Origin of the sequence: Bradyrhizobium sp. LTSP849, from assembly GCF_000938255.1 — a bacterium.
Taxonomy (GTDB): domain Bacteria; phylum Pseudomonadota; class Alphaproteobacteria; order Rhizobiales; family Xanthobacteraceae; genus Bradyrhizobium.
Window position 1 is genome coordinate 426,671 of record NZ_JYMR01000052.1, and the last position, 22,908, is coordinate 449,578.

The window sequence follows — 22,908 nt, forward strand, 5'->3', positions numbered from 1 at the left end:
ACGCGAGCGCCTCGATTTCGCGTAAAAGACGCAAAGGCCCGCCGCAGGCGCGGGTCATAACAAGAACCGACAAACCAAATCGGGAGCAGGAAATGCCGAAATACAGGGTGGTGACGCCGAAGGGCGCAAGCTTCACGGTCGCCGGCAGCGACTATTCGTACGAGCGCGAGGCGCTCGATCCGATCGATGCCGAGATCATCGAGGCGCCCGCCAACGAGGCCGAGTTCATCGCCGCAGCGAAAAACGCCGATGCCATCTACGCCAAGGGCATCCCGATCACCAAGACCATCATCGACGCACTGGAGAGCTGCAAGGTCATTACGCTCGGCTCGGTCGGTGTCGACAGCGTCGACATCAAGGCCGCCACCGCCCGCGGCATTCCCGTCACCAACGTCCCCGACACCTTCATCGAGGAAGTCGCCGACCACGCCATGACACTGCTGCTCGCCGGCTTCCGCCGCCTGGTCGAGCAGGACAAGATGGTGCGCACCGGGCGCTGGGCCGAAGGCCGGCCAGCACTCCTGAAGGTCCCGCGGCTGATGGGCCAGACGCTCGGCTTCATCTCGTTCGGCCGCGTCGCGCGTGCGGTCGCAAAGCGCGCCACGCCGTTCGGCCTGCGCATGATGGCCTACGATCCCTTCATTCAGGAAACGCTGATGTATGATCACGGCGTGATGCCGGCGACGCTGAACGAGGTGCTGTCGCAATCCGACTTCGTCTCGATGCACGCGCCCGCCCGGCCCGAGGTGCATCACATGCTGACCGAGAAGCATTTTCGGCAGATGAAGAAGGGCTCGATCTTCATCAACACCGGTCGCGGCGCCACGGTCGACGAAGAGAGCCTGATCAAGGCGCTACAGGAGGGTTGGATCGCGCACGCCGCGCTCGACGTGCTGGAGAAGGAGCCGCCCTCGCACAACAATCCCATCCTCAGCATGGAGAACGTCACCTTGACCGCCCATGTCGCCTCGGCCTCGGCACGGTTCGACGAGGCGCGCAAGCGCCGTGTAGGCTACGAATTGTCACTGGTGCTTCAGGGCATGTGGCCGGTAAGCTGCGTCAATCCGTCGGTGCTGCAAGACACCGCGCTCCGCCGCTGGCAGCCCGTCAGCATGGACCGCGGCCCGAACAGCTAAGGCGGCCGGCGCAAAACGCGCCGAAAGACCGAAACGGCCCTTCACCGGCGATCAACGCCGGGAAGGGAGACATCATAGGGAGGAACTGATGAGGAACGACATCACACGTCGTGATGCCTTGGCGCTGGGCCTGTCCGCTGCAACGGTCGCTGCAACTGGTGTTGCAGCGCACGCTCAATCCGCGATCAAGGCTGCCGACGTCCCCGCACCGAAACTGCCGATCGAGAAGGGCGCAACACTCCGCATGCTGCGGCCGGTGCGCTTCGTCCAGGCCGACGAAGACGTGTTCCGCGCCAATGCGGCCAAATTCACCAAGGAGACAGGGGTCGAGGTCAAGGTCGACTTCGTCGGCTGGGAAGACATCAACCAGCAGACCGCGGTGACCTCGAATTCCGGCGCCGGCCCCGACATCATCATCGGCTTCTCCGACGCGCCGCATATCTATGTCGACAAGCTGATCGAGCTCACCGACGTCGCCGACTATCTCGGCAAGAAGTATGGCGGCTGGCAGAACCTTGCGAAGGCCTATGGCAAAAAGGCCAGGAGCGATACCTGGATCGGCCTCCCGTTCGGCGCCACCGCCGGTCCCCTGATCTATCGCAAGTCGATTCTCAAATCCGTCGGGTTCGACAGGGCGCCGGACGACCTTCCCGGATTCCTCGACCTCTGCAAGAAGTTGCAGAAGGCCGGCAAGCCCGCCGGCTTTGCGCTCGGCAACGCCGTCGGTGACGGCAACGGCTTTGCGGACTGGATGATGTGGTCGCACAACGCCTCGCTGCTGGATGAGGAAGGCAATGTCACCATCAACAGCAAGGAAACCATCGCGGCGCTGAACTATGTGAAGGAGCTTTATCCGACCTTCATCGCGGGCACGCCGTCCTGGAACGACGTCAGCAACAACCGCGCCTACTCTTCGCAGGAAATCGGCCTGACGGCGAACGGCGTCTCGCTGTACTTCTCGCTGAAGAACGATCCAGCGACCGCCGCGATCGCCGAGGACAGCGAACATCAGCTGTTGCCGAAGTTTCTTGCGCCGATCTCGCCGATGTCGGGGCTGACGCTGAACGCCATGGTGTTCAAGCACAGCCCATATCCAAACGCCGCAAAGGCCTTCCTCCAGTACATGCTGGAGAAGGACCAGTATGAGCCCTGGCTCAACGCCAACAGCGGTTACTGGTCGCAACCGCTGGCGGCCTATGCCGATTCGGCGGTGTGGAAGGGCGATCCCAAGGTCGCGATCTTCAGGGACACCATGAACAGCACCTATTATGCCGGCTACAAGGGTCCGATTTCGACCGCCACCGGTGCGGTTCGCGCGGACTACGTGACGGTGCAGATGTTCGCTTCGGTCGCGACCGGCGCCGCGACGCCGGAGGCCGCGGCCGCAGAAGCGGAGCAGCGCTGCAAGCGGTACTTCCGGCGTCAGGCCCGATAAGGGGGTGACTTTCAAGAACAGGACAACGACCCGATGTCCGTGACCACACTCCCCTCCCCGGCCCTTGCACAGCGGCAACCGTCGTGGCTGGTGCGCCTGTTCGACTACAAACCGTTCCTGATCGTGATGTGCCTTGCGCCTGCGATCGGGCTGCTCGCGGTGTTCCTGACCTATCCGCTCGGCCTCGGCATCTGGCTCGCCTTCACCGACACCACGATCGGCCGGCGCGGCGTCTTCGTGGGATTTGAGAACTTTCAGTACCTGCTCACGGATCCGCTGTGGTGGGGCGCGGTGTTCTACAGCGTGTTCTACACTGGCGTTGCGACCTTCGGGAAGTTCGCGCTCGGCTTCTGGCTGGCGCTTCTGCTCAACAACCATTTCCCGTTCAAGAGCCTGCTGCGTGCGATCGTGCTGCTGCCCTGGATCGTGCCGACGGTGCTCTCGGCGCTGGCGTTCTGGTGGATCTATGATCCTCAATTCTCGATCATCTCCTACCTGCTGGTCGACGTGCTGCATTGGCGAACGACCAATATTGACTTCCTCGGCTCGCCCTGGCCGGCGCGCTTTTCGCTGATCGTCGCCAACATCTGGCGCGGCATTCCCTTCGTCGCGATCTCGCTGCTGGCGGGCCTCCAGACCATCTCGCCCTCGCTCTACGAGGCCGCGATGCTCGACGGCGCCAGCGCCTGGCAGCGCTTCCGCTACATCACCTTCCCGATGATGATGCCGATCCTCGCCATCGTCATGACCTTCTCGATCATCTTCACCTTCACCGACTTCCAGCTCGTCTATGCCATCACCCGCGGCGGGCCGGTGAACTCGACCCATCTGCTCGCGACGCTGGCCTTCCAGCGCGGCATCGCCGGCGGCGAGCTCGGCGAGGGCGCCGCCATCGCGGTGTCGATGATCCCGTTCCTGGTGTTCGCAACGCTGTTCTCCTATTTCGGCCTGGCGCGCCGCAAATGGCAGCAGGGAGAGGCCAATGACTGACACCGTCGCGCAACCTGCCTCCGTCGCGAGGGCGGCGCCCGACACCATGGCCTGGGATTCCGGGTTGCGGCGGCTGATGATGATCTATTTGCCGCTCGGCTGCTTCGTGCTGATCCTGCTGTTTCCGTTCTACTGGATGGCGATCACGTCGTTCAAGCCGAACGCGGAGCTGATGAATTACAAGGAGCACAACCCGTTCTGGATCACCTCGCCGACGCTTGCTCACATCAAGCATTTGCTGTTCGACACCGCCTATCCGCGCTGGCTGTGGACGACCATGCTGGTGGCGATCGGCTCGACCACGCTGTCGCTGTTCGCGAGCACGTTAGCTGCCTACGCCATCGAACGCTTACGCTTCCGCGGCAGCCCCTATGTGGGCCTCGGCATTTATATGGCCTACCTCGTGCCGCCGTCGATCCTGTTCATCCCGCTCGCCACCGTCGTGGTGCAGTTCGGCCTGTTCGACTCACCGCTTGCCCTGATCCTGGTCTATCCGACCTTCCTGGTGCCGTTCTGCACCTGGCTCCTGATCGGCTATTTCAAATCGATCCCCTATGAGCTCGAGGAATGCGCGCTGGTCGACGGTGCGACCCGGCTTCAGATCCTGCGCCGGATCACGCTGCCGCTCGCGGTGCCCGGCCTGATCTCGGCCGGCATCTTCTCCTTCACGCTGTCCTGGAACGAGTTCATCTACGCGCTCGCCTTCATCCAGAGCGGCGCCAACAAGACTGTGCCGGTCGCGATCCTGACCGAGCTCGTCACCGGCGACGTCTACCAGTGGGGCGCGCTGATGGCGGGCTCGCTGCTTGGCTCGCTGCCGGTTGCGATCTTCTACTCGCTGTTCGTGGATTACTACGTCTCCTCGCTGACCGGCGCGGTCAAGGAATAGCCGGCGCCTGCGGCGTTTGGCCCGGTTTCACAAAACTGCAATGTGCGGTCCGCATAAGACGGCCTCCGTTAACAGGAGACGCACATGCGCGCGACTTTTCTCAGCACCGTCGCAACGATCATTCTCATCGCGAGCCCGGCGCTCGCGCAGAGCGAAGGCGAATTCCCCGCCAAGCTCGCCGGCCACGTGGTGATGCCGGCCGCGACCTTCATTGACGCGCCGGCTGACGCGCCCGCCGATCTCAAGACCTCCGGCAAATACACCACGGGCAAGCGCGTCGACGCGCTCGGCACCGTGATGGGCAAGTCGTTTGAGCGCTCGACCGGCGTCTCGCTGCCGTTCAAGGGCCAGCCGCTCCAGGGCCATTCCGGCATCAAGAAGATGCCCGACGGCAGCTTCTGGGTCATCACCGACAACGGCATGGGCGCGCGCGCCAACTCGCCGGACTCGATGCTGTATCTCAACCGCTACAAGATGGATTGGGCCGGCGGCAAGATCGAGCGGCAGGAGACCATCTTCCTGCACGATCCCGACAAGAAGGTGCCGTTCCGCATCGTTCACGAAGACACCCAGAAGCGCTACCTCACCGGCTCCGATTTCGATACCGAAGGCTTCCAGATCATCGGCGACACCTTCTGGATCGGCGACGAGTTCGGCCCCTACATCCTGAAGGCCGACAAGACCGGCAAGATCCTCAGCGTGTTCGAGACCATCGCCGACGGCAAGCCGGTGCGTTCTCCCGATCATTGGGCGGTGGGGACGCCGGGCGCACCGGGCGCGACCTACACCAACGTCAACCTCCGCCGCTCCAAGGGTTTTGAGGGCTTTGCCTCGTCCAAGGACGGCAAGTTCCTCTATGGCCTGCTCGAGGGCCCGCTGTGGGATGCCGACAAGAAGGACTGGGAGCGGGTCGACGGCAAGGAAGCCTCCCGCATCCTCGAATTCGACGTCGCTGCTGAAAAGTTCACCGGCCGCTACTGGCAGTATGTGTTCGAGCAGAACGGCAACGCCATCGGCGACTTCAACATGATCGACCCGAGCGCCGGCCTCGTCATCGAGCGCGACAACGGCGAAGGCACGCCCGACAAGGCCTGCCCGCAGGGCACCCGCGGCGACAACTGCTTCCCTGATGTTGCCAAGTTCAAGCGCGTCTACAAGATCGAGCTGACAGAGGCCAATGTCGGCAAGCCCGTGCGCAAGATCGGCTATATCGACCTGTTGAAGATCAGGGATCCCGACAAGAAGGCGCGCAAGCCGCTCAATGACGGCGTCTACACCTTCCCGTTCTTCACCATCGAGAACGTCGACCGCGTCGACGACACCCACATCATCGTCGGCAACGACAACAATCTGCCGTTCTCGTCGAGCCGCGATCCCAACAAGGCCGACGACGACGAGTTCATGCTGCTCGAAGTGGCGGATTTCCTGAAGGCGAAGTAAGCAACTCTCTCACCACGGTCATCGCCCGGCTCGACCGGGCGGTCCAGTACGCCGCGGCGGTCGTGTGATGCGGAAAGGCCGCGGAGTACTGGATGCCCGCCTTCGCGGGGCATGACAGCGGTGGGCTACCTCACCGTAAACTCCACCGGAATCGTAAAGCTCATCGCGCCGTTCTTGATCTCGTCCGGGATCGGCGGAAACGGCGAGGCCTGGCGGACCATCGACATGGCCTGGGCATCGAACGCGGCAACGCCCGACGAGCCACTGAGACGGCTGGACGTGACTTGCCCGCTGCGGCTGAGGGTAAAGCTCAGCCTGGCAACACCGCGCGCACCGCCGCCACTGGACGGATATTGGTGGAAGCGCATCAGATGCGCGCGGACGCGCTGATTGTACGACGCGATGATTGACGCCACCGCGCCTGCGCTCATCGCGGATGCCATCGGCGCCTCGCGCTCGGCGCGCGGCGGCGCGCTGGTGCGCGGCGCAGGGGTCGCTTCCGACGGCGTCCTGGCCTCGCGACGAACAATCTTCGGCTTCGCCGGCGCGGTCTTTTCGACCGGCACGATCCTGGCCGGCTCAGGCTTGGCCGGCGTCGGCTCCAACTTGTGCTCCGGCGACGCCACCACCTCCGGCTTCTCCTGCGGCGGCGTCGGCGCGATTGTTTCCTCGACGGCCTGTTGCTGCACGGGCTCCGGCGGCGAGGCGTCGGCCGCCTGCATCAGTGGTCCCGGCGCGACATCGTCCCGTGTCGGTTGCGGCGCCGACGTCGCCGGCGCCATGTCGACCATGATCGCCGGCAGGCTGACGCCGAGCTCCGGTTGCGATCTGAGCCAGCTCATCGCAAGCACCGCGGCGGCAACATGCAACGCCACGATCACCGCGCCCGATACGCCCCAGCGCGCGGTTTCGCGTTCGCCAAGCGGCTGGTGCAGGGCAAAGGCGTTCGCGGCCATCAGCTGCGTCCGTCGAGGCCGACCAGCGCGACCTTGAGATAGCCGGCATTGCGCAAGGTATTCATGACGTCCATCAGGTCGCCATAGCTCACAGCCTTGTCGGCGCGCAGATAAATGCGCTCGTCCTTGCTGCCCTTGGTGGCGGCATCGAGCGAGGAGCCTAGCCCATCTCGGGCCACGACATCTTCGCCCACGGCGATCGAGAGATCCGGCTTCACGGTGACGAAGATCGGCTGGTCTGGCCGCGGCGCCGGCTCAGCGGCGGTCGCCGGCAGGTCGACGCCTATGTCGACGGTCGCGAGCGGCGCGGCCACCATGAAGATGATCAGCAGCACCAGCATCACGTCGATGAAGGGCGTGACGTTGATCTCGTGGGTAACGTCGAGGTCATCAGGCGCGCCGCGCGACCTGAGTCCAGATAGCGAACGTCCGCCGAGCTTCGCGGCCATGGCCTACTCCGCCGCCCGCGACAAGCGGAAGTCACGGTGGTCGCGCTGGCGGCTGACCAGCAGCATGAGCTGCGCCGAGGCGTCTCCCAGAAGCGCACGGTAATTGGTGATGCCGCGGACAAGATGATTGTAGATCACCACCGCCGGGATCGCGGCGACGAGGCCGAGCGCAGTGGCAAGCAGCGCCTCGGCGATGCCGGGCGCGACCACGGCGAGGCTCGTGGTGTGGCTCTCGGAAATGCCGATGAAGGAATTCATGATGCCCCAGACGGTGCCGAACAGGCCAACGAACGGCGCGGTGGCGCCGATGGTCGCAAGCACGCCGGTGCCGCGCGCGATCTGCCGCGACATCGCCGCCTCGACCCGTTCGAGCCGTAGCGCCACCCGCTCCTGAAGGCCGTCATCGAGGATGCCGCCGGAGAGCTCCGCTTCCTTCGCGCAGGACTGGATGAGCTGAGCCACCGCATCGTGTGCCTCACCGATCCGCTCGGCCGCCTCAGCCAGCTTCATATTGCCTTCGAGTGCGCGTGTGCGCTTGAGGGCAAGCGCGCCCTTGCGGCGCAGCTCGATGGTTTTGGCCAGCCACACTGTCCACGTCACCAGTGAGGCGCAGGCCAACCCGATCATCACCGCCTTCACGACAACGTCGGCGCTGACGAACATACCCCAGGGCGACAGATTGCGCGGCAACAGCGCTTCGTCCGTCGCGGCGAAGGCCGATGCCGGCGTGAACGCGATCGTTGCGATCACGTGCCGAAGCCAAAATTTGCCCTGCATCCTGATCTCCCGACAGATAGAAAGAAGCTATGCCGCGATCCGGTCCGCAAGCTGCCGGAACCGCGCGAGCTGGTCCGCACGCAGCGCCCGGGTCTCGTCGCGGCCGACGAAGACCTTGAACATGATGCCGCCGTCGGCATTGACGAACGCAACGAAGGCCGAGCTCTTGCCCATGAAGGGACGCTCGACGAAGGTAACGGCCGCGCAGCGCTCGTGACGGAGATGGCCGTGCAATCCCTTCGGCTGCATCAGGTTGAAATAGCCGCGGCCAATCTCGCCCGCGGGAATGCTGCCTGTGAACTCGAAGATCGCATCATCCGTGTGGACGATCAGGGTGACTTCGCCCCACGCCGCGATGTCCTGCATGGCGGCGGCGAAATGCTCGCCGCCCCCCACGCGTACCATCGACAACGGGAGCGCCTCGATCACGGCGCGCGGCGAGACCTTGCGCTCGCGCGCGACGTCCTCGATCACCGCGCCGGGATTGTCGGCCATATACGCCCTGAGATCGGCGAGATCGGTGCTCAGCATGTCCGGCTCCTCTCGTGCTTCACGCGGCCGTCAAGCCGCCGCGGCCTTGCGTTCGCTCTGGATCACCTCAAAGCCCTCGAACTTGGGATGACCGAGATAGAGGCTCTCGCCGGTTGGATTTTCAGCGCGGGCATGGGCGCGGCGAAACTGGTCCGAGCGCGTCCAGGCCTCGAACGCGGCCTTGTCGACCCAGGTGGTGTGCGAGGAATAGAGCGTGTGGTCCTCGGCCTCCGGGCCCTTCAACAGATGAAACTCGACGAAGCCCGGCATGCTGCCGAGATAGGATTCGCGGGTGGCCCAAACGGTTTCGAACGCGGTCTCCGCGCCCTTCTTCACCTGAAATCGGTTCATGGCGATGAACATAAGAGTCTCTCCTTCTGATCTAGACGGAAACGCGCCGAGGCCGCGCTGGAGCATCAGCGCGGTCCGGCGGAGATTGGCGGTGTTGCGATGCCTCCCGGCTACGCACCTCCGAAGTGGATCTTCAAGCCGGCCTTGTAGACCCGGCCCGGTCCGGGGCTCGACCACAGCACGTCGTTCTGCGTGGTGCCGTCGGTCGAGCTGCCGGGAATGGCGTAGGGCCGGTAGTACTGGTTCAGGAGATTGTCGATCGAGGCCGAGAACACGATGTCCTTGGTCGCGTTGTAAGTCAGGTACAGGTTCACCAGCTCGTACCCGGTCGCGGGCAGATAGCCGGCGGGCACGTCATTGTTGGGACCGAACGAGGCCCACTGCGCGGTCAGGATCAGCGTGCGATCGAGCAGGCGGATACCGCCTGTCGTGACGACCTTGCGCGGCGTGATGGTCGCGAGCCCGACATTGGTGGCGACGTTCTTGCCCTGGATGTAATGGCCGGCGACACCGACGAACCAGTCGCCCGCATCGTACATCGTCTCGGCCTCAAAACCCTGGATACGGGCGCTGGTGATGTTCTGATACTGGTAGAACTGGCTGAACGAACCGAACCCGGTCGGGACCGGCGTCGAGGCGACGAGGTCGATGTAGTCGGAGACGTCGTTGCGGAACAGGTTGATCTTGCCGCGGAACGAGTCCGACGAGATGAAGATGTTGTCGTATTTCAGGTTGATGCCGACTTCCTTGTTCTTGCCGACCTCGGGGCGAAGATTCGGGTTGGGCAGGAAGCAGAACAGGCCGGAAGTGCCGTCCGGGCAGACGAAGAAGGCCGGTCCGCCGCCGGTCGCGTGCGCGCCGGAGATCACAGTCTCGGTGATCGAGGGCGCACGATAGCCCTCGGCATAACTCACATAGGGCTGGAAGCCCGCCACCGGCGTCACGCCGAGCGTGATCTTCGGTGAGAAGCGGTCGCCGCCGGTATTGGTCGTGCCCGACTGCAGATTATAGCGGTCATAACGGATCGCGCTGACAGCCTCGAACCAGGTACTGTAGTTCTGCTTCAGTTGCAGGAAGCCGCCGGACACGGTGCGGATGCCGCTCGGCGTCGTGATGTTGGAATTGCCGCGGCTGTCCGTCGTGATCACGTCGTCCTGGAACGCGTCGACGCCATAGGTCAGCGCATTGCGCCAGTCGCCGACATTGAAGCGCGTGGTATTGTTGGCGTCGAAGCCGACCGTGTTGAGGACATATGCGCGCTTGTCGCCGACGCAGCCCGAAATGTTGTTGCCGAAATTGCCGGCGCCGCAATAGGCCGCGCCCGAGGTCGAATAGTGATAGGTCTTGGTCTGGTCGTTCTCAGTGCGGTTGCCGTAGGCCGACATATGCCAGTCGAATAGATTGTCGCTCGGCAGCGCATAGTTCCATGTAACGGTGCCGGTGTAGTTCTTGGTATCGGAGGCATAGACCGACGAGCCCTGATAGAGCGCGCGCTGGGCTGCGGTCGCCACTGGGCCGGTGTTCATCTGGCCGATCGTGTATTGATAGTCCTGGAACGTGGCGCCGAACTTGACCTCGTGACCGAGCGCCGGGCGCACCGTGACCTTCATCAACCCGGCTTCGACCTGGTTGCCGGTGTTGCCGATCTCGGTGCCGTTGCCGTCCTTGTAATTGCCCTGGGTGCGGTAGACCGCGCCACCGAAAATATCGACGTCGGGCGTGGCGTGCACACCGCCGAACACCGAGCCGAGGCCGCGGCTGTTGTTGGAGCCGTAGGAGCCGGAGAGATCGACACCCCAGCGCTCGCCGGGGCGCAGCACGTCGTTGATATCCTTGGTGCGGAACGAGACCAGGCCGCCGATCGCGCCGGAGCCGTAGATGTTGGCGGTCGGACCGCGCACCACATCGACACCGCCGATCAGCTCGGGATCGAGGAAGAAGGAGCCGTTGGCGTTGTGGCCGGTGCGCTGATAATTCTGCCGCGCACCGTCGACGACCACGGCGACGCGGCCGAAATCCTGCAAGCCGCGAACGTTGATGACGGTCGCGGGATCATCGCCGCGCTCCTGAAACGACACGCCGGGGACGTTGTAGAAGACATCCGACAGCCGGTTCGGCTGGAGCCCCTGGATCTGGTCGAGCGAAACGGAGCTCACCGGCGCGAGCGCATCGATCGCGCGTTCCTTGGTCTTTGTTGCTGCGACCGTGATGGTGTCGAGCGCCTGAACGGACGCCGTGCCACTCGCCTGGGCACGAGCATTCATGATGTCGGGCGCTGCCTGCTGCGCGACCTGCGGCCTGGCTTGCTTGCGCTTGGCCTGCTTCGGCCGCTCCGTTGAATTCTGTTCGGCCTGCGGCTGAGCAGTCTGCGCAAGACCGCTCTCCGTCATCATCGCCGCAATTGAAACCACCGACGCGCCCAAAATCAGGACGCGCGAATACCTAGCCCCGTCAGCCATATCACCCCAGCCTGCACTTCACTTTAGTTTTTGGAGTCGTTTGGCTGGCGTGCGCTCGCAAACCGCGAGCGACTGGCTGGCTAATTTTCTCAAGACGCGGGCAAGTTGCCCCGCGCCTTGATTGGTTACGTGGCAACACTCTGACGGTCAATGTCGCGAGGTTGCAGTTTATATCGATTGTAAGTTGCTGCGGTTGGAATGCGCCTGATGCCGCTTATACAGACAGACAGCATCTGAAATTTCGAAAGCGCATCACGGGACCCATGTCAGCCGCATCCGGAGACAACATCGGCGACGCCGGAGGGCACGCGGAAAGCCCTTCCGCAACAACGAGAACCCTGATGATGCGGGGCAACCGGATCGACAGCCGCGAGCTGTTTGCCGCCGAGCGCGAGATCTTCATCGCGCATGGCGAGGAGAGCTATCGCCTCCGTCTGACCTCGCAGAACAAGCTGATCCTGACGAAGTAACCTGCAATGACATTTTGTCGCACCCTTACACATGTCCTGCTCGCCGGAACGATCGCACTCGCCTCCGCAGCTCACGCCGCCGGTATCACCGTGCATGATGCGCGCAACCGTGACGTTGCGGTCAACGACTTCGGGCGCACGATCTCGATCGGCGGCGCCATCACCGAGATCCTCTATGCGCTCGGGCTCGAGAGCCGGCTGGTCGGCGTCGACACCACGAGCCTCTATCCGGCGGCGGCGCTGCACGACAAACCCAATGTCGGCTATATGCGCCAGATCTCCGCCGAGGGCGTGCTGGGCCTCAACCCGACGCTGATCCTAGCGATCCAGGGGTCGGGCCCACGCGAGACCATGGACGTATTGGAGACAGCAAAGGTGCCGCTGGTGCTGGTGCCCGAAACGTTCTCCGAGGAAGGTCTCGTCGATAAGATCAGGCTGGTCGGCCACGCCATGGGTGTCGATGCGCGCGCGGAATGCCTGAGCGCCGCGGTCGGCGCCGATCTCGCCCAGCTCCGCGCACTGCGTGCCAAGGTGACGAAGCCGGTGCGGGTGATGTTTGTCATGTCGCTTCAAAACGGGCGGGCGATGGTCGCCGGCCACAAGACCGCCGCGGACGAGATCATCCAGCTCGCGGGCGCCGCCAACGCTGTCGACGATTACGACGGCTACAAGATCATCGGCGACGAGGCGATCGTGGCGGCGAAGCCCGACGTGGTGCTGTCGATCGAACGCGGCAAAGATTCGCTCCAGGCCGACGCAATTTATACGCATCCCGGCTTTGCCTTGACGCCGGTCGCGGCCAACAAAAGCTTTGTCACGATGGACGGGCTTTATCTGCTCGGCTTCGGGCCGCGCACCGCGGCGGCCGCGCGCGACCTGTCCGTGAAACTCTATCCGGCACTGGCCGACCAGGGCGGCACTTTCTCGTCGGTCTTGTCGGCGGCGAATTGCCGGCAATGAGCGTGGCGACTGCAACGGAAGCGCGGGGCCCGCGACGGAGCGCGGGACGGCGATCCGCATCGTTGGCGATGTCACTTCTCCTCGCGGCGCTCGCTGCCATCGCGATGATCGCGCTGACAGTTGGAGCGGCCGGCATTCCCATTTCCCGATTGCCGGCCGCACTCGGCTTTGTCCCGGACGGCACCGCGAATGCGCTGACGGCCCGCGACCAACTCGTGCTGTGGTCGATCCGCATCCCCCGGGTTGCCGCGACCGCAATGGTCGGCGGCCTGCTCGCAGCCGCCGGCGCGATCATGCAGGGACTGTTCCGCAACCCGCTCGCCGATCCCGCGCTGGTCGGCGTCTCCAGCGGCGGCGCGCTCGCAGCAGCAAGCGCGATCGTCTTCACCGATTCGCGCTTCGGCGAGCCGCTGCGTTTTCTCCAGACTGAACTGCTGCCACTTGCGGCCTTTGCAGGCTCGCTTGCAACGACTGCGATCCTCTACGGCATCTCCAGCCGCGCCGGCAAAACCTCGATCACGATCTTCCTGCTCGCCGGCGTCGCCATCACGGCCATCACCAATGCCGGCATCGGCCTGCTCGTCTTCATCGCCGACGACCGCCAGCTCCGCGACATTACGTTTTGGCTGCTGGGCTCGATGAGCGGCGCGACCTGGACCAAGGCTGCGATACTTGCGCCAGTTCTCGCAGCAGGGTTAGCGGCCTGCGCCTTCATCGCGCGCGGCCTCGATCTGCTGGTGCTTGGCGAAGCCGACGCCTTTCACGGCGGCGTCGACGTCGAGCGGCTGAAGCGGATCTCGATCGTCATGGTCTCCGCGATGACCGGCGTCGCGGTGTCGATCAGTGGCGTCATCGGCTTCGTCGGCATCGTCGTGCCGCATCTGCTGCGCCTGATCATCGGACCCGCACATCGCCTGCTGCTGCCGGCCTCGACGTTGCTCGGCGCGATCCTGATGGTCGGAGCCGATACACTGGCGCGCACCATCGTGGCGCCGGCCGAGATGCCGATCGGCATATTGACCGCGGCCGTCGGCGCGCCGGTCTTCCTGGGGATTTTGCTGCGGCAGCGCGGCCTCGCCTCGCTATGAGCGCCGTGATCGAAGCGCACGCTTTGACCAAGCGCGCCGGGCGCGCGACGTTGCTTGATGGCGTCGGCCTGACCGTCACAGCCGGCGAGATGGTCGCCATCATCGGTCCGAACGGCGCCGGCAAGTCGACACTGCTGCGGTTGTTGTCCGGTGACCTCCGCCCGAGCGCGGGCGAGGTACGGCTGACGGGGCGCAATATCCGCAGCTTCATCCCACGCGAACTCGCCGCGCGCCGCGCGATGCTGTCCCAGCACATCAACGTCACCTTCCCCTTTACCGTCGAGGACATCGTGCTGATGGGCGCGGGCGACCGCAGCCCGCGCGATGCGCGACGGCTGGTTGACGCCGCGCTGCACGAGGTCGGCCTCGAACATTTTCGCGACCGGCAATTGCCGACGCTGTCCGGCGGCGAGCAGCAGCGCACCCATTTCGCTCGCGTGCTGGTGCAGCTTGCCTGCGGCGAAGCCGAGCACGGACCCGGGCTTTTGCTGCTGGACGAGCCGACATCGAGCCTCGATCTACGCCACCAGATCGACCTGGTCGAAGCGGCACGCAGGCGCGCGGCAGGTGGCACGGCGGTGATCGCGATCCTGCATGATCTCAACCTCGCGATCCGCTTCGCCGACCGCCTCGTCGTGCTGAACAGCGGCCGGCTCGCTGCCGACGGCCCGCGCACTGAGATCGTCACGCGCGAAACCATCCGCGACATTTTTGAGATCGACGCCGTCGTCCATCAGGCCGACGATGGCGTGCCTTACGTGCTGCCACAGTCGATGAGCGCGGCGGCGCCAGGGATCTAGCCCGACGGCACGATCACCATGCTCTTGTCCTTCGGCCAGCGGACGCGCCAGGCGAAGTTGATATCCTTGACCTCGCCGGGCTTGGCGTCGAACGACCATTCCAGCACGCCGCGCTTGTCACGGATGTCCTTTGCCGTGGGCGACGTGGTCGAGGGCAACATTTCGACGACGATGTCCTCGTTCTCGCTGACCGGCAGCTGATCCTCGACCGCCACACGAATCGGGAAGTCGTGACCGTTGCGGATCGTCGTCTTGAACGAACGCTCGTCGGTCTTCGACGTCGTGACCAGCAGGCCCGCCGAGCCTTCGTTGCGCTTGAGCACGGCGCGCTCGACCTTGACCTTGTCGTCGGCGCCGAAGCCGAGCCGGACGATATCGTCCTTGGCCGAGGCCGAGAGCTTGCCACGGCCGACAAAAACGCCGTCGCGATAGATCGCGACCTTGCCGGGCAGCAACGTCGTGTCGTCAGTCTGCTTGAAGCTGGCTTCGAGGAAGGCGGTCGGGTCCAGCACCGGTGCGGCGCGCACCGCGAGATCCGCGGGCACGCTCATGGAGGCGATGCGCAGGCTCTTGGCGCCCTCGGCGGCGCCGAGGCTGACGCGGCCGGGGATTTTGAAGGTCGCTTGGAAGCCGCCGATCTCAGCGGTTGTCTCTTGCTCCTCAATGGTCGTTGATGCACCAAATTTGAACTGCTGGAGCCGATCGGCTTGCGCAGGCTCCGCGGCAGGCGCCGGCACCAGCGCGGAGCGCAAGCGCGCACTGTCCGACATCGAGCCCGCCGCCATCGGCTTTGGCACCTGCGGATATTGCGCCACCAGCGAGCCCAGCTCCGGCGCGCTGCCGCCACGGGCGATACGGACCGTGGAAACGCCAAGCGTGACGTTGGACCAGTCTTCGCCAGTCGATTGCGTGACCTCGGCGCGGCGGACCAGCTCGAGTTGCGGCTTGCGGTCTTTGGCGCCGGTATCGAGCCGGGCGTCATAGAGCGGCAGCCAGCGCGCATTGCGCACGGCGTAAGTGACTCGCAGCGTCGCCTTCGTCGCGGCTGCCGAGGCGACGTCGATCCGCACCTCCAACTTGCTCGGCGGCTTGGCGGACCGGTCGGCTTCGAGTTGCGCGATCTGGCGATCGAGCTCGCGCTGCTTTCGCGCCGCGTCGCGGATCGCAGCGTCGGCAGTCGCGATCTCCTCGGCAACCGCGGCAAAGGCCGCGCGCCATTCGGTGATCGGCCGCGCCTCGCCCTTGTCGCCGAGGCCGGCAGGGGAGGCTTCGGCAAAATGCTGCGCGAACTTGCGCCGGGCGGCGGCAGAGTCGATCGCGCCTTGCAAATCGGCGCGCTGATCCCTGAGCGCCTCGATGCGCTGGTCGAGCTCGGGCAGATTGACGGGAGGAGCCGCACGCGGCGGCCGCGCATCGATGGTGCCGATGGTGAGCTTGGCGCCCGCCTCACCCTCAACGCGGAGGGAAGACGGATCGAGCGAGAGCGGAAAATCCTTGGCGACCAGCGTGCTGTCTCCGGAGGCGAGGTCCAGCGCGATCACGCGCGTGACGGTCGCGCCATCGGGATAGACGGTGACCGTGTCGATGCTGGATGTGGCATCCACATCGGCGGCCCATAACGGTGAAGCGACCACCGTGGTCACCAGGACCAGGCTCGTCGTCGCCAGACATCTTGCGATCGTGCGCATCAAATTCCTCCCTGCCGATATCGTCGCGCCGCCAGCCGGACGCGCGAAACATGCCACGCCATCGTGGTGAGACGCGGCAGGGAAGGAACCGGTTCGATTGGGGTTTCCGTTGGGCGACGCTGCGGCGGCACCATGGCCGCGGAACGCGTCATCGCGCCGCGGCGAAACCTCGCTTCGAGCTTCAGACCTGACTAGGCGAAGCCTGGCCGAAGATGCGGCGGAGCAGGTCGGTCACGTTTCGCGCACCAGCCTTCTTCAAGATGCTGGCGCGATAGCCCTCGACCGTGCGTGCGCTGAGATGCATGCGCCGGGCGATCTCCTTGTTGGTCAGGCCGGCAGCGAGGTGTTCGAGCACGTCGCCTTCCCGCAAGGTCAGCGGTTCACAACCGGGCAGCCAGCGCTGCCGGCTCGAATCCGGCTGTGCGGACTCGTCGATCGCGGCATCGATCCGGTCAACGATGTCGCGGGTGCGGAACGGCTTCTCGATGAAGTCGGCCGCGCCGCTCTTGATGGCGTCGACCGCCATGGCGATGCTGCCGTTGGACGAGGTCACCAGGACCGGCGCCATGCAGTTCTCCTCGCGCAGCCGCTTGAGCACGTCGAGAGCGGAGCGATCCGGTGGCATCTCCAGCAGCACGCAGGCCGGCATCCGCGCCTTTGCTTCCGACAACAGCGATGCGCCGTCGGCAAAGCAGATCACGTCATAGGCGCTGTGTTGAAGCGCCGCTGAAAGTTGTTCGCGGGAGGCGGCGTCAGTTTCAATGACGAATACCTCACCCTTGGAAAGCATGTTTCCCGGCATAATTCCGATCCAATAATGTCTTGGTCAAATGGTCCGAGACGGCCGAGGGCCCCATCGCGCCCCGCCGTCGTGAGCACGGCATTCGCGCCAGTGCTTCGGTTTCACTTATGTATGTTCCACCCTGTTCCCGGATTTGACGGATCGGGACAGAAGTTTTACATTTCGGGACATCTGCGGGAATGGCTGGCAGGAACGGTTCGCATGACCGACCTCATTCGCAGCGCGGGCTTGAGCTGTTACCCGGAGGTCGCCCGGTCGGTCGGGCTCGACCCCAGACAGATGATGCGCAAGGTCAGGCTGCCGCTGGCCATCCTCGACAAGCCCGATACGCCCATTGCGGTCACAGCCTTACGTCGCCTGCTCGAATTGTCGGCAAAGGCGTCCGGCGCTGAAGACTTCGGCTTGCGGCTCGCCGAACGCGGCGGGCTGACCAATTTCGGTGCGGTCGGCCTGATCGTCCGTGAACAAGCGACCGTCGGCGAGGCGATCGAGGCGTTCTCCCGCTTCATCCATATCCATCATGACGGCATGCGGCTCGACGTCGCCCGCAACAAGCAGACCGTGACCATCACGCTGCATCTGCGCGGCCGGCAGCCGACTGCGCCGCGCCAGTCGATCGACATGGCTTTGGGCAGCGTCCACCGCATCATCCAATCGCTGTTCGGCAGTGATTGGCGGCCGCAGGAGGTGCGCCTGCACTACGCACCGCCGCACGACCGCAAGCGCTACCGCGACTTCTACGGCTGCCGCGTGACCTTCAATGCGGAAGACGATGCGATCCTGTTGTCGGCGCATGACATGGAGCGCCGGATCCCGAGCGCGCATCCGCTGATCGCGAGCTATCTGCGCAAGCGGATCGAGGCGATCGAAACACGACCGGCAAGCTGGGAGGAAAAGGTCGACGAGGTCGTGCGCACCCTGCTCGCCAGCGGCGACTGCTCGGTCGAGCGCGTGGCAGAGCATCTCGCCTGTACACGCCGCACCATCCACCGCCACCTTGCCGAAGCCGGCACCAGCTTCTCGGCGATCCTCGACGCGCAGCGCGCCGATCTGGTGATCCAACTGATCGACGACCCCGACCGGCCGTTGGCCGATATCGCCGTGCAGCTCGGCTTCTCCGCGCAAAGCGCCATGGCCCGCTGGTTCCGCGGTCGCTTCGGCTGCACCATCACGGCATGGCGCAAGGGCGTGCGGCCGCTGGCCAAGGCTGCCGGCGTGCGTTCTGCGACGGCGGCCTGAGCGGATGGGGGCAGCAGGACCCGGACGAGAGCGGCGCGGCAACGCCGCTCAAATCGCCCGCGCGAACATGCGAAAGCCGGGTGCTCCGATGAGCGCCTCGAAATCCGGGTCCCGCTTCTCCGCTGCAAAGACAAAACCGGCCTTGGCGTAGGCGCGCTCGGCTGGCTCATTGCCAATCAGGAATGATATCGTTGCCCGGGCAAATCCGGCCGCTCGCCCGGTATCCAGCGCGTGCGCAATCAACGCCTGCACCAGGCCGCGGCCGCGATAAGCGGGATCGGTCGCGACATGCTCGATCATCCAGTCGCCCTCGCCGCCCTGAACCCAGCACGCGCGCATATAGGCGCCACGTTGACGGATCGCTTCCAGTTCAGGCGCAGCAAGCCGGATTGCGGCTGCAACTTCCTCGATCGCGCGCCAAGCTGCCGGTCCCGTACCCGCTGCCGGCACAGCGCAGAGCGCGGCGCCCGGCCTGCCATCGACCTCCGCGACCAGGAATTGCGAGACATGCCACATCGACACCGCGCGTGCGACCGCGACGCACGCGATAAAATCGAGGCACTGTGCTTCTGGCCAGCCGAGCGCAACGTCGAACCAGCCGCGCGACCGATAGCCGCGCTGCGACGACAGGATGGTTCTTGCAATGAAAGCGGCGTCGTCGGGACGCGCTGACCGTATCGTCATGCGCGCCCCACTGCGAAGGTCTTACGTGTTCTTCAGCGCGACGCGGAATTCGGCTTCAGTCTTGGACTTGACCTCGTCGAGCGAGACGCCGTCGGCGAGCTCGATCAGTGCCATACCGCCGTCACCGTGCTTGTCGATGGTGAAGACAGCGAGATCGGTGACGACCATGTCGACCACGCGCTCGCCGGTCAGCGGCAAATTGCACTGCTTGAGCAGCTTGGCGCCGTCCTTGGCGGAATGCTCCATCACCACGACGACGCGCTTGACGCCGGCGACGAGATCCATCGCGCCGCCCATGCCCTTGACCATCTTGCCGGGGATCATCCAGTTGGCGAGATCGCCGTTCTGGGCCACCTGCATGGCGCCGAGGATCGAGAGATCCATGTGGCCGCCGCGGATCATGCCGAAGGAATCGGCCGAGGAGAAATACGAGGTCGTCGGCAATTCGCTCACGGTCTGCTTGCCGGCATTGATGAGATCGGCGTCCTCTTCGCCCTCATAGGGGAACGGGCCCATGCCGAGCATACCATTCTCGCTCTGGAGGCTGACGTCGACGCCATCAGGGATGTAGTTCGAGACCAGCGTCGGGATGCCGATGCCGAGATTGACGTAGTAGCCGTCACGCAATTCCTTCGCTGCGCGCGCGGCCATCTGTTCACGGGTCCAGGCCATCTTATTCTCCTGAAGTCTTATGTTTGCACATGATCTTGTCGGAAAACCGGTGCCCACTTTTCCGGATCATGCGCCTAAGCTGCCGTGCGCGGGCGGGTGTTGCGGAATTCGATGCGCTTTTTGGCCGTGCCAACCTCGACGATGCGCTTCACGAAAATGCCGGGCGTGTGGATGTGGTCGGGGTTGAGTTCACCGGCGGGAACCAGATGCTCGACCTCGGCCACCGTGACCTTGGCGGCGGTCGCCATCATCGGGTTAAAGTTGCGCGCGGTCTTGCGGTAAATCAAATTGCCGGCGGTGTCGCCCTTCCAGGCGTGGACGATGGCGAGGTCGGCGAACAGGCCACGCTCCATCAGGTACTTCTCGCCGTCGAACTCCTTCACTTCCTTGCCTTCGGCGATCAATGTGCCGACGCCGGTCTTGGTGTAGAAGGCGGGGATGCCAGCGCCGCCGGCGCGGATGCGCTCGGCCAGCGTGCCCTGCGGATTGAATTCGAGTTCCAGCTCGCCGGCGAGGAATTGCTGCGCGAACAGCTTGTTCTCGCCAACATAAGACGAGATCATCTTCTTGATCTGGCGGGTTTCCAAGAGGCGGCTGAGCCCGATGCCGTCGACGCCCGCATTGTTGGAAACCACCGTCAGGCCCTTGACGCCGGAGTCGCGGATTGCATCCGACAGCACCTCGGCGATGCCGCAGAGGCCGAAGCCGCCCGACATGATCATCATGTTGTCCTTGAGAACGCCCTCAAGCGCCGACTTGGCGTCGGGATAGACCTTGTTCATGCAAAAAACCCTCGACTGAGCCGTCAGCTTGCAGGCGTCGCGCCTTATTGGCGGCGATTATTAGGCGAAATCGTCCGAAGCCGTCAATGATACGGGGTTCTCCGCTCCGCGGCCCGGTGGTAGAAGCTGCCCACGCCGTGGGCAGAACCGTCCGCGGCCTTGAAAGCGACAAGAAAACCCATCAAGTTGCGGGGGTTGGGCGAGGGGCGCGCAGGTTTTCCCGCCCCGCCCTCCTGGCTCCAACGACCAACCCGATCAGGACATGCCATTGACCATGCCCAAGGAATGAAGCGCCTCGGGACGCCGATCGCGGCGCTGCTCGGCGTCGTGCTGATCACCCTGATCGCGACCTCCTGGCTCATCAACCGCGACGCGCTGCGCAAGGCGGTGGAAACCCAGATCCGTGAGGTCACCGGGCTCGAGCTCAGTGTCGCCGGTGCGATCGACATCTCGGTGCTGCCGGCGAGCTATATCTCTTTTCACGACGTCGGCCTGAAGGGCGGCGGCACCAGTGATCCCGCGCTCCATGTCGACGTGCTCACGGCCAATCTCCGGCTGCTGCCGCTGCTGCTGCAACGGTTCGAGATCGCCGACCTGACGCTGTTGCGGCCGCACATTCATGTCAGCCTGAAGCCGGACGGCGAGAGCAACTGGACGCCCTTCATCCAGACCATCGCCCGCACCATGAAGCCCGGCGCCGACAGCCAGGTGTCGTTCTCCGAGATCAGGATCCAGGACGGCGTGCTCAATTACGAGGACGCCGCCACGCACGCGACCGAGCAGTTCGACGACATCGACCTCTCGCTGGCCTGGCCCTCGATCTCGCGCTCCTTTGCCGCGACCGGACAGTTCGACTGGCGCGGCGAGCGCGTCGACGGCTCGATCAGCTTTGCCGATTTCGTCGCCGCCCTCTCCGGCGACCGGTCCGGACTAAAGGCGCGGATCGCCAGCGCGCCGCTCAAGCTCGCTTTCGACGGCAGCGTCGCCAACCGCACCAGCCCGATGATGGAAGGCACGCTCACCATCGACAGCCCCTCCTTGCGCAACGCGCTGCGCTGGACCGGCCAGCCGCAGCCCGGCAGCGGCGGCTTCGGCCGCTTCGCACTGAAGGCGCGCGCCAACGTCGTGGGCGCCTCGATCGCGCTCACCAATGTCAATGTCGAGCTCGACGGCAACACCGCCGAGGGCGTGATGACCTATGCCAATAACGGCCGGCAGACGCTGCAAGCGACACTCGCCGCCGACGCGCTCGACTTCACGCCCTACATCTCGACCTTCCGTCTGCTCGCAAGCGGCGCGCGCGACTGGAACAGGCAGCTGTTCGATCTCAACGGGCTGTCGACCACCGACCTCGACATGCGCCTGTCGGCGGCGCGGCTGACGGTCGGGCCGACAAAGCTCGGCCGCACCGCAATCGGCGCCAATTTGCGCAACGGCACGCTGGCGCTCTCGGTCGGCGAAGCCCAGGTCTATGGCGGCATCGCCAAGGGCTCGTTCGGCATCGCGCGTTCCGACACTGTCGCCGACATCAAGGCACAATTCCAGTTCATCGATGTCGACCTCCAGGCCTGTGCCTCCGAACTGTTCGGCCTCAACAAGCTGTCCGGCCGCGGCAACATCAACGTGTCCCTCCTCGCCTCCGGCTCAAGCCCGTTCGGCCTGGTGCAATCGCTCGACGGCACCGCCACCGTGACCGGGCATGACGGCGCGATCGCGGGCTTCAATGCCGAACAGCTGCTGAAGCGGCTGGAGCGCCGACCGCTGTCCGGCGGCGGCAATTTCCGCAACGGCTCGACGCCTTACGACAACCTCACCATCGCGGTGAAATTCTCCGACGGGGTCGCCACCGCCGAGGACATCCGCATCGAAGGACCCGCGGCGAAGATCACGCTGACCGGCACCGCGTCGGTGCCGACGCGTGAATACGACATGAAGGGTGTGGCGAGCCTCAACACCACGTCCGGCTTTCAATTGCCGTTCATGGTGCAGGGTCCCTGGGACGATCCCCTGATCTTCCCCGACCCCGAAAGCCTGATCCGCCAGTCGCCTGCAGCGTCCCCCTTCCTCGACCTCCTGAAGCAGCGCATCACCGGCACCGGCAAGCGCCCCGCGCCGCCAGAATCGCCGACGGCGGAGAACGCCAAAGAGAACGCGAAGTCCAATTGAGGACAACCCCGATCGCGCGAATTGATCAGGGCGAATTGATGCGGCGATCGCATCGATACCCGCGTTAAGCATCCACCAGAGCCCGATACCCCACGACCTAGGTCTGACAACATGCCGCTAGATCGGATAGCGGCCATGCGCTAG

General features: G+C 64.7%; 22 protein-coding genes. 11 read left to right on the forward strand and 11 right to left on the reverse strand.

Annotation, left to right across the window (positions count from 1 at the left end):
* Positions 1-92: 92 nt before the first annotated feature.
* From UB31_RS32765 to UB31_RS32785, 5 genes are all read left to right on the forward strand, one after another.
* Complete coding sequence (locus tag UB31_RS32765; RefSeq protein WP_045013795.1) at positions 93-1,136, forward strand: C-terminal binding protein; 1,044 nt, start codon at positions 93-95, stop codon at positions 1,134-1,136.
* Between the two features lie 88 nt (positions 1,137-1,224).
* A complete protein-coding gene (locus tag UB31_RS32770) occupies positions 1,225-2,571 on the forward strand; it encodes an ABC transporter substrate-binding protein (protein WP_045002790.1) in 1,347 nt (448 codons plus the stop codon).
* Between the two features lie 33 nt (positions 2,572-2,604).
* Positions 2,605-3,561: a carbohydrate ABC transporter permease gene (locus UB31_RS32775; RefSeq protein WP_045002789.1), complete on the forward strand. Its 957-nt coding sequence runs from the start codon at positions 2,605-2,607 to the stop codon at positions 3,559-3,561.
* Positions 3,554-4,450, forward strand: a complete 897-nt coding sequence (locus UB31_RS32780) for a carbohydrate ABC transporter permease (protein ID WP_045002788.1) — start codon at positions 3,554-3,556, stop codon at positions 4,448-4,450. The genes UB31_RS32775 and UB31_RS32780 overlap by 8 nt, the downstream gene beginning before the upstream one ends.
* A gap of 84 nt (positions 4,451-4,534) precedes the next feature.
* Positions 4,535-5,890, forward strand: coding sequence for an esterase-like activity of phytase family protein (locus UB31_RS32785; RefSeq protein WP_045013796.1), 1,356 nt, complete (start codon positions 4,535-4,537; stop codon positions 5,888-5,890).
* Positions 5,891-6,015: 125 nt separating this feature from the next.
* Here the strand turns inward: UB31_RS32785 and UB31_RS32790 are convergent, their stop codons facing one another.
* From UB31_RS32790 to UB31_RS32815, 6 genes are all read right to left on the reverse strand, one after another.
* On the reverse strand, positions 6,016-6,846 hold the full coding sequence (locus UB31_RS32790; protein WP_045013797.1) for an energy transducer TonB family protein: 831 nt from the start codon (positions 6,844-6,846) through the stop codon (positions 6,016-6,018).
* Entirely contained in the window at positions 6,846-7,295 is a 450-nt protein-coding gene (gene exbD / locus UB31_RS32795; protein WP_045013798.1) for a TonB system transport protein ExbD, read from the reverse strand. The genes UB31_RS32790 and exbD overlap by 1 nt, the downstream gene beginning before the upstream one ends.
* Positions 7,296-7,298: 3 nt before the next feature.
* A complete protein-coding gene (gene exbB, locus UB31_RS32800; protein WP_045013799.1) occupies positions 7,299-8,072 on the reverse strand; it encodes a tonB-system energizer ExbB in 774 nt (257 codons plus the stop codon).
* A 27-nt stretch (positions 8,073-8,099) separates the two neighbouring features.
* Positions 8,100-8,603 carry a heme utilization cystosolic carrier protein HutX gene (hutX, locus tag UB31_RS32805; RefSeq protein WP_045013800.1) on the reverse strand — a complete coding sequence of 168 codons (504 nt, stop codon included), beginning with the start codon at positions 8,601-8,603 and terminating at the stop codon, positions 8,100-8,102.
* 30 nt (positions 8,604-8,633) lie between these two features.
* Positions 8,634-8,966, reverse strand: a complete 333-nt coding sequence (gene hmuQ / locus UB31_RS32810; RefSeq protein ID WP_045013801.1) for a heme-degrading protein HmuQ — start codon at positions 8,964-8,966, stop codon at positions 8,634-8,636.
* A gap of 98 nt (positions 8,967-9,064) precedes the next feature.
* On the reverse strand, positions 9,065-11,413 hold the full coding sequence (locus UB31_RS32815) for a TonB-dependent hemoglobin/transferrin/lactoferrin family receptor (RefSeq protein ID WP_082078705.1): 2,349 nt from the start codon (positions 11,411-11,413) through the stop codon (positions 9,065-9,067).
* 263 nt (positions 11,414-11,676) lie between these two features.
* Here UB31_RS32815 and UB31_RS42715 point away from each other — a divergent pair, with 263 nt between their 5' ends.
* Genes UB31_RS42715 through UB31_RS32835 form a run of 4 tightly spaced genes read left to right on the forward strand, consistent with a single transcriptional unit; the run spans position 11,677 to position 14,731 of the window.
* The gene (locus UB31_RS42715; RefSeq protein WP_045002780.1) at positions 11,677-11,883 is read left to right on the forward strand and encodes a hemin uptake protein HemP; all 207 of its coding nucleotides are present in this window, start codon (positions 11,677-11,679) and stop codon (positions 11,881-11,883) included.
* A 6-nt stretch (positions 11,884-11,889) separates the two neighbouring features.
* Complete coding sequence (locus UB31_RS32825; RefSeq protein ID WP_045013803.1) at positions 11,890-12,843, forward strand: heme/hemin ABC transporter substrate-binding protein; 954 nt, start codon at positions 11,890-11,892, stop codon at positions 12,841-12,843.
* Positions 12,840-13,931: a FecCD family ABC transporter permease gene (locus UB31_RS32830; protein WP_045013804.1), complete on the forward strand. Its 1,092-nt coding sequence runs from the start codon at positions 12,840-12,842 to the stop codon at positions 13,929-13,931. The genes UB31_RS32825 and UB31_RS32830 overlap by 4 nt, the downstream gene beginning before the upstream one ends.
* Positions 13,928-14,731, forward strand: coding sequence for a heme ABC transporter ATP-binding protein (locus tag UB31_RS32835; protein ID WP_045013805.1), 804 nt, complete (start codon positions 13,928-13,930; stop codon positions 14,729-14,731). Before UB31_RS32830 ends, UB31_RS32835 begins: the two co-directional genes overlap by 4 nt.
* Here UB31_RS32835 and UB31_RS32840 read toward each other — a convergent pair.
* The gene (locus UB31_RS32840) at positions 14,728-16,419 is read right to left on the reverse strand and encodes a mucoidy inhibitor MuiA family protein (protein ID WP_045013806.1); all 1,692 of its coding nucleotides are present in this window, start codon (positions 16,417-16,419) and stop codon (positions 14,728-14,730) included. The genes UB31_RS32835 and UB31_RS32840 overlap by 4 nt on opposite strands.
* A 181-nt stretch (positions 16,420-16,600) precedes the next feature.
* Positions 16,601-17,221: a response regulator transcription factor gene (locus UB31_RS32845; protein WP_045002775.1), complete on the reverse strand. Its 621-nt coding sequence runs from the start codon at positions 17,219-17,221 to the stop codon at positions 16,601-16,603.
* 201 nt (positions 17,222-17,422) lie between these two features.
* On the opposite strand from UB31_RS32845, the gene UB31_RS32850 reads away from it, so the two are divergent.
* Complete coding sequence (locus UB31_RS32850; protein ID WP_045013807.1) at positions 17,423-18,460, forward strand: AraC family transcriptional regulator; 1,038 nt, start codon at positions 17,423-17,425, stop codon at positions 18,458-18,460.
* Between the two features lie 48 nt (positions 18,461-18,508).
* Here UB31_RS32850 and UB31_RS32855 read toward each other — a convergent pair whose 3' ends face one another.
* The 3 genes from UB31_RS32855 to UB31_RS32865 all read right to left on the reverse strand — a co-directional run bounded on the left by UB31_RS32855 (position 18,509) and on the right by UB31_RS32865 (position 20,598).
* The gene (locus UB31_RS32855; RefSeq protein ID WP_045013808.1) at positions 18,509-19,144 is read right to left on the reverse strand and encodes a GNAT family N-acetyltransferase; all 636 of its coding nucleotides are present in this window, start codon (positions 19,142-19,144) and stop codon (positions 18,509-18,511) included.
* 21 nt (positions 19,145-19,165) lie between these two features.
* Entirely contained in the window at positions 19,166-19,816 is a 651-nt protein-coding gene (locus UB31_RS32860) for a 3-oxoacid CoA-transferase subunit B (protein WP_045002772.1), read from the reverse strand.
* 74 nt (positions 19,817-19,890) lie between these two features.
* Positions 19,891-20,598, reverse strand: coding sequence for a CoA transferase subunit A (locus tag UB31_RS32865; RefSeq protein ID WP_045002771.1), 708 nt, complete (start codon positions 20,596-20,598; stop codon positions 19,891-19,893).
* A gap of 285 nt (positions 20,599-20,883) precedes the next feature.
* On the opposite strand from UB31_RS32865, the gene UB31_RS32870 reads away from it, so the two are divergent.
* A complete protein-coding gene (locus UB31_RS32870; protein ID WP_045013809.1) occupies positions 20,884-22,764 on the forward strand; it encodes an AsmA family protein in 1,881 nt (626 codons plus the stop codon).
* Positions 22,765-22,908 lie beyond the last annotated feature (144 nt).

Coding starts and splice junctions, on each gene's coding strand:
- UB31_RS32765 (WP_045013795.1), top strand. CDS start 93: ATGCCGAAATACAGGGTGGTGACGCCGAAGGGCGCAAGCTTCACGGTC.
- UB31_RS32770 (WP_045002790.1), top strand. CDS start 1,225: ATGAGGAACGACATCACACGTCGTGATGCCTTGGCGCTGGGCCTGTCC.
- UB31_RS32775 (WP_045002789.1), top strand. CDS start 2,605: ATGTCCGTGACCACACTCCCCTCCCCGGCCCTTGCACAGCGGCAACCG.
- UB31_RS32780 (WP_045002788.1), top strand. CDS start 3,554: ATGACTGACACCGTCGCGCAACCTGCCTCCGTCGCGAGGGCGGCGCCC.
- UB31_RS32785 (WP_045013796.1), top strand. CDS start 4,535: ATGCGCGCGACTTTTCTCAGCACCGTCGCAACGATCATTCTCATCGCG.
- UB31_RS32790 (WP_045013797.1), bottom strand. CDS start 6,846: ATGGCCGCGAACGCCTTTGCCCTGCACCAGCCGCTTGGCGAACGCGAA.
- exbD (WP_045013798.1), bottom strand. CDS start 7,295: ATGGCCGCGAAGCTCGGCGGACGTTCGCTATCTGGACTCAGGTCGCGC.
- exbB (WP_045013799.1), bottom strand. CDS start 8,072: ATGCAGGGCAAATTTTGGCTTCGGCACGTGATCGCAACGATCGCGTTC.
- hutX (WP_045013800.1), bottom strand. CDS start 8,603: ATGCTGAGCACCGATCTCGCCGATCTCAGGGCGTATATGGCCGACAAT.
- hmuQ (WP_045013801.1), bottom strand. CDS start 8,966: ATGTTCATCGCCATGAACCGATTTCAGGTGAAGAAGGGCGCGGAGACC.
- UB31_RS32815 (WP_082078705.1), bottom strand. CDS start 11,413: ATGGCTGACGGGGCTAGGTATTCGCGCGTCCTGATTTTGGGCGCGTCG.
- UB31_RS42715 (WP_045002780.1), top strand. CDS start 11,677: ATGTCAGCCGCATCCGGAGACAACATCGGCGACGCCGGAGGGCACGCG.
- UB31_RS32825 (WP_045013803.1), top strand. CDS start 11,890: ATGACATTTTGTCGCACCCTTACACATGTCCTGCTCGCCGGAACGATC.
- UB31_RS32830 (WP_045013804.1), top strand. CDS start 12,840: ATGAGCGTGGCGACTGCAACGGAAGCGCGGGGCCCGCGACGGAGCGCG.
- UB31_RS32835 (WP_045013805.1), top strand. CDS start 13,928: ATGAGCGCCGTGATCGAAGCGCACGCTTTGACCAAGCGCGCCGGGCGC.
- UB31_RS32840 (WP_045013806.1), bottom strand. CDS start 16,419: ATGCGCACGATCGCAAGATGTCTGGCGACGACGAGCCTGGTCCTGGTG.
- UB31_RS32845 (WP_045002775.1), bottom strand. CDS start 17,221: ATGCCGGGAAACATGCTTTCCAAGGGTGAGGTATTCGTCATTGAAACT.
- UB31_RS32850 (WP_045013807.1), top strand. CDS start 17,423: ATGACCGACCTCATTCGCAGCGCGGGCTTGAGCTGTTACCCGGAGGTC.
- UB31_RS32855 (WP_045013808.1), bottom strand. CDS start 19,144: ATGACGATACGGTCAGCGCGTCCCGACGACGCCGCTTTCATTGCAAGA.
- UB31_RS32860 (WP_045002772.1), bottom strand. CDS start 19,816: ATGGCCTGGACCCGTGAACAGATGGCCGCGCGCGCAGCGAAGGAATTG.
- UB31_RS32865 (WP_045002771.1), bottom strand. CDS start 20,598: ATGAACAAGGTCTATCCCGACGCCAAGTCGGCGCTTGAGGGCGTTCTC.
- UB31_RS32870 (WP_045013809.1), top strand. CDS start 20,884: ATGAAGCGCCTCGGGACGCCGATCGCGGCGCTGCTCGGCGTCGTGCTG.